This window comes from Oikeobacillus pervagus (assembly GCF_030813365.1).
In the GTDB taxonomy this organism is placed as follows: Bacteria; Bacillota; Bacilli; order Bacillales; family DSM-23947; genus Oikeobacillus; species Oikeobacillus pervagus.
This window is the reverse complement of record NZ_JAUSUC010000033.1, coordinates 1-14,496: the sequence shown is the minus strand read 5'-3', so window position 1 is coordinate 14,496 and position 14,496 is coordinate 1. Positions and strand designations below refer to the sequence as shown.

The window sequence follows — 14,496 nt, the reverse complement described above, 5'->3', positions numbered from 1 at the left end:
ATATTTTTCTCGTGATTGTGATTGTCGCCGGTTTCAACCTGAATCTCAACATCCAGTCATATGGTGCATTACATGTCACACTAAATAAAAAAGTCTACACCTCATTTCGTTGTAGACTTTTCAATTTTTTAAGAAGCGAAAAAAATTTAGAACTGTGGATCCCCCTTTAAAGAAGTTGTCTAGGTCTGCATCAAAGGCCGATGCGCAAGTCGTTTGCTCATTTGTCCATGTCAGCTCAAGTGTCTATCGGCTAGGCGTACTTGTTTAGAAAATCAACTTGAAGCGATATGTGTTTGGATAGACTTTAAAATCTCTTCTAAGGGAGTAACAATTCCTTTATCGTCCTTATACATGACATGCTTTGGTTGGAAATGTACTGGTGAATCTAAACCTGCAGCAGCTGTGATTCTATATAAACCTTTTCGAAGGGTCACGAGATAATTAACAACCCGGTATTTTTTTTCTTCAATAACTAGAGCTTTTTGTAAATCTGGGTCTGTTGTGGCCACTCCAACAGGGCAAGCGTTTGAATGACATTTCAATGTTTGTATACAGCCTACCGTAATCATAAATCCACGAGCAATATTGACTAAGTCGGCACCCATAGCTAAAGCAATGGCAATGCGATCGGGGGTAAATAACTTCCCGGAGGCAATGATTTTTACCCGATCACGTACCCCATATTTCTCAAGGGTTGAGACGACTATTGGGAGAGCGGATTTAATAGGAAGACCTACACTATCCGTTAATTCTTGATAGGATGCCCCCGTACCACCTTCACCACCATCAACTGTAATAAAGTCAGGTCCTTTCCCAGTTGCTTTCATATATTTTGCCAATTCCTCGACGCTATCATTTCCACCAACGACAATCTTCATTCCAACTGGTATTCCGGTGTGATTACGAATTTTTTCAATGAAATCGCACATGGAAGGAATATTACTAAATTGACGAAAACGGTTGGGACTGTCGATCGATTTGTACGCTTCTACTTTCCGAATCTCAGCGATTTCTGGATTCACCTTTTCTGCATCGATATGTCCTCCACGGGTTTTAGCCCCTTGTGCAAGCTTGATTTCGAAAGCCTTTATTTGTGGAATTTCACTTTTTCTCTTTAATTCATCCCAATCCATTTCCCCATTTTCATCGCGCACTCCAAACATTGCTGGACCGATCTGCATGATGATATCTACTCCACCTTCTAAATGATAGGAAGATAGTCCCCCTTCGCCCGTATTCATCCATGTTCCTTTCGCAAGCCCTAAACCTTTCGATAATGCGGTAATGGCGTTTTTTCCTAATGCCCCATAGCTCATAGCAGACATTCCGATTAATCCTTTTAGAACGAAAGGGTATTTTGTGTTAGGGCCGATCACAACAGCATCATCATCATGTAATAAATAGGCAGAGGTATGTTCTTCCTCCCATTTTTCTTCCCTTTGTGTAAATAATGGGTCTTTAATTAATATATATCTTTTTGTCGAAATATTTTCGTTTTGATCCATTTTTATCTCTTCTGATAACTTTGGAAACATATCATTTCGAACAAAGAAACCTTCCTCTTCAAAATCACGCTTAGAACCAAAGCCAACGACATCGCGGACATATTTAGCGCTTTTTACAATATGTTCATAATCATCCCTTGAAAAGGGCTTTCCTTCTGTATCACTGTTAAACCAATACTGTCTCATTTCAGGACCAATTTTTTCAAAAAAATAACGAAATCTCCCAAGAACAGGAAAGTTCCTCAAGATCGCATGTCGATATTGATTGCGGTCAAATATAAATAAGTAGATCACCAAAACAGCAATAACGATAAGTAAAACGGCAACAAACACAAATCCAATAATGATGAATAAATTGGCTATTTCCATCCAATCCCCCTCCAAAACAGGTTAAGATCGTTTTATTATATTATTCGAAGGAAGCAGATTTATACAAATCCCTCTACTTTTACATATTTTTATTGATTAAAGAAATGATAGGAGGAGAGATACCGATTTTTTAACAAAGGAGGGTACAATTTGAAAGCCTCAGATTTATTTGTAAAATGCTTGGAAAACGAAGGGGTTGAATATATTTTTGGGATTCCTGGTGAGGAAAATACGGATTTTATCGATTCATTAATCAATTCCAATATTGAATTTATTGTGGTTCATCATGAGCAAGCAGCGGCCTTTATGGCAGATGTTTACGGAAGGCTAACAAGAAAGCCCGGTGTTTGTTTAGCAACTCTTGGGCCAGGTGCTACCAATTTATTAACAGGTATTGGAGATGCTTATTTAGATCATTCCCCAGTGGTGGCGATCACTGGACAAGCGGGTCTAGAAAGAATTCATAAAGAATCTCATCAATATGTTGATATCATCGGGATTTTTGAAGAGGTAACAAAATGGAGCCAACAAATTCGTGTTCCTCATACGATCCCAGAAATTATCCGTAAAGCCTTTAAAAAAGCAAGAATGGAAAAAACAGGTTCAGTCCATATTGAACTCCCAGAAGATATTGCCATGATGGAAACAGAAGGAAAACCATTGCCAATTCAATCATTACCAATTTCCAAGCCGTCCGACCGTGAAATAGAAAAAGCGGCAGCAGCCATTAATAAAGCAAAAAGGCCGCTTATTTTAGTAGGAAATGGTGTTATTCGAGATGAAGGAGCCGAAAGTTTAAGGAGGTTTGCTGAAGAGAAAAATATTCCCGTCGTCAATACCTTTATGTCCAAAGGAATATTACCATCTGATCATCCATTAACATTATATACAGTTGGCATGCAAGCGAAAGATTATGTGTTATGCGGATTTGACCTTGCCGATTTAGTTATCACGGTTGGATATGATTTTGTGGAATATTTACCAAAATATTGGAATGATGAGGCGATGAATTCTATTATTCACATCGATAGTTTACCAGCCGAAGTGGATGCGTATTATCCTGTCCATACTGAATTAGTCGGAAATGTTAAGGAATCGATCGAGGCTTTAACTCCTCATGTAGAGAAAAAAGAGATATGGCCAGAAATGGCACGATTGAAATCCCAACTAGATGAAAAGCTTTTCGCCAGCCATGAGGAATCCCATAGTCCCGTAATTCCTCAAAGAATTTTGTCAGATTTAAAAAAGGCTGAGAAGGGGGAAGCCATTATTATCTCCGATGTTGGTGCACATAAACTATGGGTGGCTCGTATGTATCAACCCGAGAAGCCGAATCATACGATTATTTCCAATGGATTTGCAACAATGGGGATTGCTGTTCCGGGGGCGATTTCTGCGAAACTCGCTTATCCGGATAAGCCTGTCATTGCAGTAACTGGGGATGGTGGATTCTTAATGAATGGTGTAGAGATTGCAACCGCAAAACGTTTAGGATTAGCCTTTGTGATTTTGATATTTAATGATTCAAAATACGGATTGATCGAATGGAAACAATTGAATAAATTTAATCGAACAAATGCCATCTCCTTTACAGATCCAAATTTTACTGAATTTGCTAAAAGCTTCGGCGTTCAAGGAATAAAAGTAACCCATTCAGACCAACTTTTACCGGCATTAGAAAAGGCCATAAGCAGTAATGAAATTGTGATTGTGGATGTGGATGTTGATTATTCTGAAAATGTGAAGCTATCCAAAACACTAGGCGAATATATATGTAGATTATAACGTGAACGGGAGGAAATAGGGATGACAAAAAAATGGCCATTATGGATTAGTGGCAAATGGAGAGAGGCAAAAACATATGAACCTTTATATAACCCTCATACAAATGAAGAAATTGCTCAAATAGGTCAGGCTGAACCTGGGGATGCGGTTGAGGCAATTGTTGAAGCCAATGCTGCTTTTCAAAAGTTCAGATCTTATCCAGCTCATGCGCGGGCAAAAATATTAGCAAAAGTTGCAACCATTATGGAAGAGCGTAGTGAAGAATGTGCTCAATTAATTGCCAGAGAAGCAGCAAAATCTATTCGAAATGCACGCGAAGAAATGAGCCGAACGATTCAGACCTATCGCTTTGCTGCTGAAGCGGCGAAGAGTAATTTTGGTGAACAAATTCCAATGGATGCATCAGAAGGTGGGGAAAATAGGTTTGGATTTACGATCCGTACCCCTATTGGAGTTGTTACAGCAATTACTCCGTTTAATTTCCCGTTTAATTTAGTGGCACATAAAGTAGGTCCTGCTATTGCTGCTGGAAATTCCATCGTGTTAAAACCAGCTGAACAAACCCCATTAAGTTCATTAATTCTTGCTGAAATGTTCCAAGAAGCAGGTCTTCCAGAAGGAGTGCTCAATATTATTCCAGGAAAAGGAGATGTTTTGAGTGAAGCTTTGACTACTCATCCTCATGTGAAGAAGGTGACTTTTACTGGAAGTGTGGAAGTGGGGCATATAATACAGCAACAAGCGGGATTCCGTAAATTAACATTGGAATTAGGGTCTAATTCCCCTTTTATCATTGATGAAGGGGTAGATATTGACCATATTATTGAAAGAAGTGTATTAGGGGCATTTTCTTATAATGGCCAAGTATGTATCTCGATTCAAAGAATTTATGTACATCAGTCCATCTACACTCGGTTTTTAGAGCGTTTTGTTAGCCGGACTAAACAACTCGTAATGGGTTCTCCTTTTGATGAAGATACGAATATTACAGCCGTTATTTCCAAAAAATCATTAGAAAGAATCCAAAGCTGGGTCGATGAAGCTATAAAAGAAGGGGCTCATATTGAATGTGGCGGGAAAGCGAAGGGGAATGTATACACCCCAACAGTTTTAACAAATGTAAATCGCAATTCCAAAGTCTTTCGTTTCGAAATATTTGGCCCAGTTGTTTGTGTTTTTCCATTTGACACCCTCGATGAAGCGATCAAGGATGCCAATGATTCGCGCTATGGCCTAAATTCAGGGATTATGACACCAAGCATTGATCGAGCCTTTTATGCTGCGAATCGACTTGAAACCGGTGGCGTGATTATCAATGATATCCCTACATATCGAATTGATAATATGCCTTATGGAGGATGGAAAGATAGTGGCGTTGGAAGAGAAGGGATTATCTATGCTATGAGAGAAATGATGGAGGAAAAATTTATTAGTTTTAAAACAAATTAAGGTTAAGGAGACGGAGGAACAGGTTCCTTGTCCCATGATCAAGTGAAACATCCATTAGTTCCCGACCCCTAGTTAGTTCTTGAAAACATTGCTCTTCAATCCTTAAAGGTCATGAAGCTTAGGAATCGGGGATTGCTAGGGGTGATAAAAATAAAGTTTCAACCATATAAAATGATTGCAAGTACGATTTATTCAAAACTTATTGATGACAAGCTATGAAATTGCACATCATAATGAGTTTCCATTTTTGTTCTTAATTTCCTAGGAAGTTTTCAGTGTAATAAGGTTTGGATTCTGAATCGAAGGCTACCCCCACTCCTAGCGAGTTAAATGATGTATTTAAGATGTTCTTCCTGTGACCAAGTGAATTCATCAATCCTTCGTGAGCAAAGATACTACTTACTTGACCCGCTGCTAAATTTTCCCCGGCTGCCCTGAATGAAATATTGTCTTCCTTCATTCGATCAAATGGCGACATCCCTTCAAGGTTTGTATGAGAGAAATAATGATTTTGGGCCATATCTGAACTATGACCTCGGGCTGTTAATTTCACATGGTCATCCCAAGTAAGGACAGAAAGACCATGTTTGACTCTTGCCGCATTTGTTAAGTCAAATAATTGGTATTCAAACCCTTCTTTCAATTCCTTACTGGCTTCTCCAAAAAACTCCTTTTTTTGCCGTTCTAACTGAGTGCTAACAATTTGTACGGCTGTAACGGTGTTATTTTGATGTTTATCGTAAAAAACAGTCACATAATTATTGTCAACTTGAAATAAATGATACTCCCCCTTGTTTTCTATTTGATATAATACAAGCCCTTTTTGAATATTTTTAATGGGCTTACCAAGTTTTTGAAGGACAGATTCCTTTGGATCCTTCATTTTCACTCCAAGTTTTGACAAAATTAAATCTTGATTTGTATACAAGCCGGCTACTTTGTCATTTTGGTCGTATGCTACCATGAAAAAGTTTTGGTAGTTTTGATGATAGGCATACCAATTTACCCCATATTCATTAACAGAAGAGCGTTTTGCTGGGCCTACTTGTTTTTCGACTTCCTCCTTTGAGTCTCCCATTTCAATATTATGAATAGAAAAAGTATGTTCTGAGGGTGTATTCAGATTTGGTTTATCGATCTTTTGTTTTGTTTGCAGATCTTGAGAAGTGGACGGATCAATTTTTTCCGCGAGATAGTGAAGACCGTCTTCTACTTTTTGAATAGCAAAGTCAACTTCAGGTCGCTCTTTTATTGATTGGATATAGGAATCGATTTGATGAAATAGCGATGGATTATTAGCATTTTCTTCATCGACTTGATAAATATACAACAGGATTAAAAGAATAACGAAAAGCGGAACAAAACTTTTGAATAATCTCAATTCAACTCACTCCCATCTATAAAAAATAAGCATAGTATTCATTCGCAATTCACTCTTAATCATACAACTTGTTAGGCATCATTACACTTCCTGTTTTTTTGCATTTGTTTTCTACTAAAAATTGCTCATTGAAAGAATAAAAGGGCTTTTCACATGAGTCAAACATCTACCGAAAACGAATGAGTTCTTCATAAAATAAATATAAGGGGAGGAGTATTGGTGTCAGAAGGAGGGGAGAGGGTTGAAATTGAATTCGATAACTGTTGCTTTTGGGTTTGTTGGTAGTTTTTTCAGTTGGATGCTTGGTGGTTGGGATAGTCTTATACAGTATTTATTATTATTCATGATGGCGGATTATGTAACTGGGATGATAAAAGCAGGAATCAACAAAGAAATATGCAATAAAATTGGTTTTGTTGGGTTGGCCAAAAAAGTAGGGATTTTGACGATTGTAGCTGTTGCACATGGTTTGGATCAACTTTTTGCAACGGCGGAAGCGAATCTTTTCAGTTTTAATTTCCCTATTATAAGAACGATTGTGATTTGGGGTTATATCATTAATGAAGTCACTTCCATTCTAGAAAATGTCAAAATGATGGGGGTGCCAGTTCCTAGTATTATTGAAAAAGTATTATCGATCTTAAAGGCTGAAAATAATAAAATAAATAAAAAGTAAATAGTAGGGATGTCCTGAGAATTCGGACATCCACTATTCTTATTTTTTTACAAGCTCTTTAATTAAGGAAATGAGCTCACTTTGTTGCTCTTTCAGTTCTTTTATTTCCTTCTCAACGGTAGCTAATTGTGTTTGTACAGGTTTCATTTCTTCATCTAGTATCCCTTTTAGGCGATCACGCTTTTGTTCATCCATTATTATCCCTCCAAGTGATCTTTTACAATGAAAATTTTAACACTGATAAGTTGGATTCTCAAATGAAAGGCCATTAAGAAACGGTGAATTTGTCAGTAAGAAAGTGGGAAAAAGAAAAAAATGTTTACATATATGTAAACTTAAATTAATATGTGGTTAACATATAAGAAAGGAGAATGGCATTGAAAAAAGGAAGAGTTTATTCTCTTGTTGAATTAAGTTTACTTGCTGCTCTAATTTCTGTCACTGGTTTTATTAAGATTCCTACTGGTTTCCCAGGGTCTGAATTCCAGTTATCAGCACCAGTAGCAGTGGCCATTACAGCTGTTTTTGGATTTAAACGGTATATCATTGCCGGAGTAATATCTAGTTTGTTGATGTTTTCGATGGGGATTCACAACATACTGAATATTGAAGTGGCATTTGTCTTCAGATTGGTTGCAGGGGGTCTCGTTGCCCTATTGGGTACAGCTACTCTTGTATTACTTTTTGCTGGACCATTGGGTACAATGGCAGCTAGATACATATTATCCCTAACTCTAGGGGTTCCATTTCTTTCATTAGTGATTCCTGCCATTCCAGGAATGATTTATACGGCGGTTGCGGTGATTCCGCTTGTGAAAATGTTTCAATATGTGAGAAGAACTGGGGGTATATCTGTTGGAAAATCTATTTAGTGTTCGTATGAGAGCAGCAAAGGAAAATGATGGGGATGAACGAGGCATCCATATTTCAGGAGGAGAAGGTTTACGGTTGTATCATCAAATTCAAGAGTTGGCTGAAGAGCTATTACAAAAGGCACTAACTCATGAACGAGGAAAGCCAGATACGATTCACCTTTCAATTGAAAAAGTGAAAGAAAATCCTGTTTTTGTCCCACCCATCTCTATAAAAAATCATGAAGCAAACACAGTAGAGGGAGGTCGAGAAGTCGCCTGTCAACTTTTACGAAATATAGGGATTTCTGAAAATAGTATTCAATCTGCCTTACAACATATGAAGAAGCCAAAGTCCATTCGTGGTGCGGCTTTAATAGATGAGGTGTCAGGGCTTCGTCTCGATCAGCGCGGGGATAAAGGAGTACGTGTTTCTAGAATGGATTGGGATGTTGAAAGTTTACGATTTATGCAGAAAAGTGATTCCAGTCTAGTACATCAACGGGCTATTGAGGCATCAGCTTTAGCCAATAAAGTAGCATTTTATCCTGAAGTTGTAGCGGAACTATGTTGGTCAGATGATCCTGGATATACGACAGGGTATGTAACGGGTCAAGGAATATATCATCGTATCCCTTGTCTAAAGGAATCAGGAAACGCATCGGGTGGAAGGGTATTCTTTATCCGACATGATGTGCAAAATATAGAAGATTTAATACATCGCTTGGAAAGACAACCTGTTTTAATTGGTTGGGAGAAAAAGGCCTTTGAAACGATGAACAAAAGAGTAGAGGTGTGAAAGATGGATGAAGTCTATGAAACTTTTTTTGCGAACGAATTAAAACGGATCGAAAAAAATCAACAAACACGAGTATTGCGTACATTTCATGGACCAAATAAAGCATATGCAAATATTGAAGGAAAAGAGAGCCTATTATTTTCATCAAATCACTATTTAGGGTTAGGAACGGATAAAGATGTCCAAAAGGGGGCAATTGATGCAATCGAACAGTATGGTGCCGGATCAGGGGGATCAAGGTTGACGACTGGAAATAGTCTTCTTCATCAACAATTGGAAGAGGCTATTGCTAAATTTAAAGGGACTGAAAATGCATTATTATTTAGCAGTGGATTTTTAGCTAATGTCGGGGTGATCTCTTCCATAATGGGGAAGGGGGATATCATATTTAGTGATGAATATAATCATGCGAGTATAATTGATGGTTGTCGATTAAGTAAAGCGAGAACCGTTATTTATAAACATTGTGATCTACAGTCTCTTGAAACAGCTTTACAAACTGAGAAAACAGATGGAAAAAAACTGATTGTGACAGATGGTGTTTTTAGTATGGATGGCGATGTCGCACCATTAAGAGAGATCCAACTCATCGCGCGAAAATATGGTGCATTATTAATGGTGGATGATGCCCATGGCACCGGGGTAATCGGCAACCATGGGAAGGGATCTGCCAATTATTTCGGTGTGGAAAATATTGATATCACAGTGGGAACATTAAGCAAAGCAATTGGAGCTGAAGGCGGTTTCGTTGCTGGCTCTAACTTGCTTATTCACTATTTAAAAAACCGTGCACGGACATTTATTTTTCAAACATCCCTATCTCCTGGAGTTGTAGGAGCGGCACTTGCAGCGATCCAAAAGATAGAAAGCACACCTCAGATCGTTGAAAAGCTCCAATGGAATTCTGCTTATATGAGAAGAAGATTAAGGGAAGAAGGGTTTCATGTATTAGAAGGAGTCACCGCCATTATTCCATTAATCATAGGGAAAGCGGAGGAAGCACTCCAATTTTCTAAACTACTAGAAGAAGAAGGAGTGTTTGCCCCAGCGATTCGTCCCCCAACTGTACCAGAAGGAACGAGTAGAATTCGAATTACCGTGATGGCTACACATACAAAGGAACAAATAGAGCAGGTCGTTCAAATTTTTGTCCAGGCCGCTAAAAAAATGAAGCTATATCGTACAATACCAAGATGATGAGAGGATAATCAGGAAAGCGATCATTCAATTTTCTTTAATTGAAATGATCGCCTTTTTTTGACAAAATGAATGATGGAACAGAATAGGTATAGGATAATTAAAAAGGTTTTTTTTTAATAAAACAGAAGGAGAAATGAATGACGAAATTAAATGATATTTATCTAGTCGCGGTTGATCAAACAAAAATGAAAATCATTCAGGATATTGATCGCTATTTAGGGAATAAAAAAACAATGCCCACGTTGGAAGAATATATAGAGGAACGCCGTCAATTTATTGAACAAATCTGGTTCAATGTATGGATAAATAAAGCTTCGAATGTCCCGAGAAAGGAAAAAAAGAGGTATTTACATGACTGTGGCTATGAGGTCGAAGAAGTTGATCGTCAGTTGCTCAATCGATTGTTTCGAAATGAAATTCGAATCTTTCAACCCTTTAATGGAGTAAAATGGGTAGATGACCGTTTTAAAAATAATCAAGCGAAATGGGAAAAACGCTATACAAATGCAAGAGATCTCTTCCTAAAAAGGGAAGAAGAAAAAAGACAGGAGGAAAAAAGGAATGAAGCACAGGCTGCTATAAGCCATGCTGCAGAAAAAATTAGTGAGGAATTGGAAGAGCTTTTTTATTTATTTGTTCGCCAACAAGTCGGAAAACGATTAGTGGATGATTTTGCGAATCAATGTCGTTATCAACTCATTGAACCGATGATGCAGGAGGAGACATTAAATAAACTAGGTCCATTTGATGTAATGGATTATCGATTATTGAAAAATTTTTTAGAAGAGTTGACGGGGAATGTTCGACAGACTTTCTACCGGGGGAGAGTCTATTTTGATTACGAACATTATTATGATCGCTATGAAGGCCTTGTGGAATATTCATTATTCAATTTTGTACCAGAAGTAATTGTAAGTCAGTTGGAAAATATAAGCAAGGATTATGAAGAAAATATAGGTGAGAAACTTTCTGTATCCATCGTGGAGGAATGGATGGCAGATACGATTATGGGATTGGTTGAAGATTTCTTCTTTGATTTACAAGAAGAATATTTGTCGGATTTACTAGAAGTCGGGGAAATTCCCTTTAATGAAGAAATCCATCGTGATTTATATAAAAAACATGTGATCGATCGAGAACGAAGAAGAGTGAAAGAATTAGCAGAATTAGAGCGAAAAAAAGAAGAAGAAGCGAAAATTATCGAAGATGTTTTCAGCCGAGAATATAATTTACATCTTGTTCAACCAACCCAATATGTTCTTCATATTGGGGAAACGAACACAGGTAAGACATATCATGCGTTAGAAAAGATGAAAGAGGCGAAAAGTGGATTATACCTTGCCCCCCTACGTTTATTAGCCTTGGAAGTATATGATAAATTAAATGAAGATGGCATTGCTTGTTCCTTAAAAACAGGTGAAGAGGAAAAAGTAGTCCAAGGGGCTCATCATATTTCTTGTACGGTTGAAATGTTTCATGAAAAAGATTTTTACGATGTAGTAGTCATTGATGAGGCTCAAATGATCGCAGATAAGGATCGTGGTTTTTCTTGGTTCAAAGCAATTACAAAGGCGAATGCTAAGGAAGTTCATATTATTGGAAGCCGAAATGTAAAAGATATGATGCTTCAATTATTAGGTGACTCTACCATTGACATCATTGAATATGAGCGAGAGTTTCCCCTTGAAGTAGAAGAAAAGGAATTCCAGCTTCATCATACTAAAAAAGGGGATGCATTAGTTTGCTTTTCTCGTAAGAAAGTGCTAGAAACTGCATCAAGACTTCAGAGTAAACGGTATAAGGTTAGTATGATTTACGGAAGTATGCCGCCTGAAACAAGAAAAAAACAGATGCAGAGGTTTATAAATGGTGAGACGACGGTTATTGTTTCAACAGATGCGATTGGAATGGGGCTAAACCTACCCATTAGAAGAATTGTCTTTTTAGAAAATGAAAAATTTGATGGAACAAAAAGAAGAAGATTAACCTCCCAAGAAGTAAAACAAATTGCTGGTCGAGCGGGGAGAAAAGGGATTTATAATATAGGAAGGGTTGCGTTTACAAGCCAAATCAAAGTGATGAAGCAATTATTATCACAACAAGATGAACCCGTCCATACCTTTACCATTGCACCAACAAATGAAGTTTTAAATCGCTTTCAGAAATATCGCCATCATTTAGGTGCTTTTTTTGAACTATGGGAGACATTTCAAAATCCAAAAGGGACAAAGAAAGCAACTCTTGACCAAGAACAAGAGCTGTATGAATTCGTTCGTGATACAGAAATTGAAGCGAAGTTATCGATGATGGATTTATATGGATTTCTACATTTACCGTTTTCGACACGAGACCAAGGGTTGTCAAATCAATGGTTAGAAACGATAAAAGCAATTGTATCTGAAACAGAGCTACCAGAACCTTCGATCAAAACCGCCACACTAAGCGAACTAGAGCTTTCATATAAAGCAATAGGACTTCATCTCTTATTCCTTTATCGGTTAGACAGGCGGACAGAAGCCATCTATTGGGAAAGAATAAGGGATGAAATTAGTGAAAGGGCAAATGAATCGTTAAAAAATGAAATTAAAAACTATAAAAAAACATGCAGGCATTGTGGAAAACAGCTTTCAATAAACTTTCCTTATGCTATATGTAATGACTGTCATTCCATCCGATACCAAAGATGGTAAGAGGCTTGTCACGTAGGTGTGGTTTGCACTTTCTGATAGGGACAGCTTTTTTATTAAACGATAAAATTTAGAACGGTGGATCCCTCTTTAAAAATATTGTCCAAGTCCAACTTTAGCGCTGATGAGCATAATTCTGAATAAAAATGGTTAAGAAGATGGGATAAATGTTAGTATTTACAGCATATTTCTGGGTGATTTCATACTTTTTTCACAAATTTAGTGTACGCTATTAACCTGACACTTTTAAATGGAAAGGAACTGACTAGATGAAAAAAATCATGTACGGACTTATGGGATTATGTTTTTTATTAGGACTTACTGCATATAGTGATTCAAATAAGGAAGTAAATAATGCAAGTAAGGAAAAGAATTCTCCTACACCATTAAATGTAAATATCGTAATACCTAAAGACATTCAACCAAATCAAAAAGTAAAACTAACAGCAGAGGTCACACAAGGAAAAGAAGTAGTAGACGATGCGGATCAAGTTGAATTCGAAATTTGGGAGAAAGGCCAAGAAGACCATGAGATGGTTAAAGGAAAACATGAGGGAAAAGGAATTTATAGTGTAGAACATATTTTTTCGAAAGACGGGACTTATAATGTTGTGTCACATGTAACAGCAAGGGATCTACATAAGATGCCGAAGAAGGAGATCATCATTGGCCAATCTGAGGAAGAGCATCATGATTATCATGCTGAAAACGGAGAACATCAACATAATCAGAATCTACTTATTCATTTTATGACTTCTGATGATAAGATAAAAGTGAAGGAAGAAGCCACTCTAATGGCACATATTGTTCAAAATGAGTTGCCTTTTAAAGAGGGGAAAGTTCGCTTTGAAATCTCATCAGATATGATGAAGTCACATCAATTTGTCGAAGCAAAAGAAGCAAAAGATGGAGAATACACTGCAAAATATTCATTTGAAAAGCCTGGACGATATGAAGTAAAAGTCCATATCGAAAAGGACGAATTACATGATCATCAAGTAAATGAAGTAAACGTGAAATAAGCCATTTATTAAGGAATTAAAATAAATGATTTTCAAAAGATTAAATTGTAGACATCCTTTTTATTTACCGTAATGGGAAAAAAAGGGGTGTTTTTTTATGCTTTAAATAGAATAGCTGTCGATTGTTCGACAGCTGTAACAGAAAGAAAGTGATCTAAACTTAATATTTTTCCTCATTCATCATTTTTAAAGCCCACATATTGCCATTTTTCCAATATCTTTTATGTGTATTAAAGTAAGTCGGTCTTCTACGTCGGGATCTACAAGAACTACATGAGCAGCGGGATCTGCGAGAATCGCGAGTGCGTCGGGATCTACGAGTATCGCGAGTGCGACGAGATCTGCGGGTGTCGCGAGTACAACGAGATCTACGAGTATTGCGAGAGCGTCGAGATCTGCGAGAATCGCGAGTACAACGGGATCTACGAGTATTGCGAGAGCGTCGAGATCTGCGAGAATCGCGAGTACAACGAGATCTGCGAGTGTCGCGAGAGCGTCGGGATCTGCGAGTATCACGAGAACAACGAGATCTGCGAGAATCGCGAGTGCGACGAGATCTGCGGGTGTCGCGAGTACAACGGGATCTGCGGGTATCGCGAGTGCGACGAGATCTGCGAGAATCGCGAGTACAACGAGATCTGCGAGTGTCGCGAGAGCGTCGGGATCTGCGAGTATCGCGAGAACAACGAGATCTGCGAGAATCGCGAGTGCGACGAGATCTGCGGGTGTCGCGAGTACAACGGGATCTGCGGGTATCGCGAGTGCGACGAGA

12 protein-coding genes are annotated in these 14,496 nt (G+C 38.0%); 8 read left to right on the top strand and 4 right to left on the bottom strand.

Annotated features, from left to right (window positions below; translation table 11 throughout):
- Positions 1–272: 272 nt before the first annotated feature.
- Positions 273–1,874 (bottom strand): FMN-binding glutamate synthase family protein, encoded by a 1,602-nt coding sequence (locus tag J2S13_RS12025; protein WP_307258016.1) that lies wholly within the window; start codon positions 1,872–1,874, stop codon positions 273–275.
- A gap of 150 nt (positions 1,875–2,024) precedes the next feature.
- Between J2S13_RS12025 and J2S13_RS12020 the strand changes: the two genes are divergently transcribed.
- Together J2S13_RS12020 and J2S13_RS12015 are read left to right on the top strand one after the other, a co-directional pair.
- Positions 2,025–3,659, top strand: coding sequence for an acetolactate synthase large subunit (locus J2S13_RS12020; protein WP_307258015.1), 1,635 nt, complete (start codon positions 2,025–2,027; stop codon positions 3,657–3,659).
- A gap of 21 nt (positions 3,660–3,680) precedes the next feature.
- Positions 3,681–5,108 carry an aldehyde dehydrogenase family protein gene (locus J2S13_RS12015; RefSeq protein ID WP_307258014.1) on the top strand — a complete coding sequence of 476 codons (1,428 nt, stop codon included), beginning with the start codon at positions 3,681–3,683 and terminating at the stop codon, positions 5,106–5,108.
- 253 nt (positions 5,109–5,361) lie between these two features.
- Here J2S13_RS12015 and J2S13_RS12010 read toward each other — a convergent pair whose 3' ends face one another.
- On the bottom strand, positions 5,362–6,489 hold the full coding sequence (locus J2S13_RS12010; RefSeq protein WP_307258013.1) for a CAP domain-containing protein: 1,128 nt from the start codon (positions 6,487–6,489) through the stop codon (positions 5,362–5,364).
- Positions 6,490–6,730: 241 nt separating this feature from the next.
- Here J2S13_RS12010 and J2S13_RS12005 point away from each other — a divergent pair, with 241 nt between their 5' ends.
- The gene (locus J2S13_RS12005; RefSeq protein WP_307258012.1) at positions 6,731–7,165 is read left to right on the top strand and encodes a phage holin family protein; all 435 of its coding nucleotides are present in this window, start codon (positions 6,731–6,733) and stop codon (positions 7,163–7,165) included.
- Positions 7,166–7,204: 39 nt separating this feature from the next.
- On the opposite strand, the gene J2S13_RS12000 is transcribed toward J2S13_RS12005, so the two are convergent.
- Positions 7,205–7,360, bottom strand: coding sequence for a hypothetical protein (locus J2S13_RS12000; RefSeq protein ID WP_307258011.1), 156 nt, complete (start codon positions 7,358–7,360; stop codon positions 7,205–7,207).
- A 182-nt stretch (positions 7,361–7,542) separates the two neighbouring features.
- Here J2S13_RS12000 and J2S13_RS11995 point away from each other — a divergent pair, with 182 nt between their 5' ends.
- From J2S13_RS11995 to J2S13_RS11975, 5 genes are all read left to right on the top strand, one after another.
- Positions 7,543–8,037 (top strand): hypothetical protein, encoded by a 495-nt coding sequence (locus J2S13_RS11995; RefSeq protein WP_307258010.1) that lies wholly within the window; start codon positions 7,543–7,545, stop codon positions 8,035–8,037.
- On the top strand, positions 8,021–8,815 hold the full coding sequence (locus J2S13_RS11990; protein WP_307258009.1) for a 6-carboxyhexanoate--CoA ligase: 795 nt from the start codon (positions 8,021–8,023) through the stop codon (positions 8,813–8,815). Before J2S13_RS11995 ends, J2S13_RS11990 begins: the two co-directional genes overlap by 17 nt.
- 3 nt (positions 8,816–8,818) lie before the next feature.
- Positions 8,819–10,012: an 8-amino-7-oxononanoate synthase gene (bioF, locus tag J2S13_RS11985; RefSeq protein WP_307258008.1), complete on the top strand. Its 1,194-nt coding sequence runs from the start codon at positions 8,819–8,821 to the stop codon at positions 10,010–10,012.
- A 140-nt stretch (positions 10,013–10,152) separates the two neighbouring features.
- The gene (locus J2S13_RS11980; protein ID WP_307258007.1) at positions 10,153–12,705 is read left to right on the top strand and encodes a helicase-related protein; all 2,553 of its coding nucleotides are present in this window, start codon (positions 10,153–10,155) and stop codon (positions 12,703–12,705) included.
- 266 nt (positions 12,706–12,971) lie between these two features.
- Positions 12,972–13,724, top strand: coding sequence for a FixH family protein (locus J2S13_RS11975; protein ID WP_307258006.1), 753 nt, complete (start codon positions 12,972–12,974; stop codon positions 13,722–13,724).
- Positions 13,725–13,910: 186 nt separating this feature from the next.
- Here J2S13_RS11975 and J2S13_RS11970 read toward each other — a convergent pair.
- A partial coding sequence (locus tag J2S13_RS11970; RefSeq protein ID WP_370874030.1) for a hypothetical protein occupies positions 13,911–14,496 on the bottom strand: 586 nt, incomplete at its 5' end.

Coding starts and splice junctions, on each gene's coding strand:
- J2S13_RS12015 (WP_307258014.1), top strand. CDS start 3,681: ATGACAAAAAAATGGCCATTATGGATTAGTGGCAAATGGAGAGAGGCA.
- bioF (WP_307258008.1), top strand. CDS start 8,819: ATGGATGAAGTCTATGAAACTTTTTTTGCGAACGAATTAAAACGGATC.
- J2S13_RS12000 (WP_307258011.1), bottom strand. CDS start 7,360: ATGGATGAACAAAAGCGTGATCGCCTAAAAGGGATACTAGATGAAGAA.
- J2S13_RS11975 (WP_307258006.1), top strand. CDS start 12,972: ATGAAAAAAATCATGTACGGACTTATGGGATTATGTTTTTTATTAGGA.
- J2S13_RS11980 (WP_307258007.1), top strand. CDS start 10,153: ATGACGAAATTAAATGATATTTATCTAGTCGCGGTTGATCAAACAAAA.
- J2S13_RS12025 (WP_307258016.1), bottom strand. CDS start 1,874: ATGGAAATAGCCAATTTATTCATCATTATTGGATTTGTGTTTGTTGCC.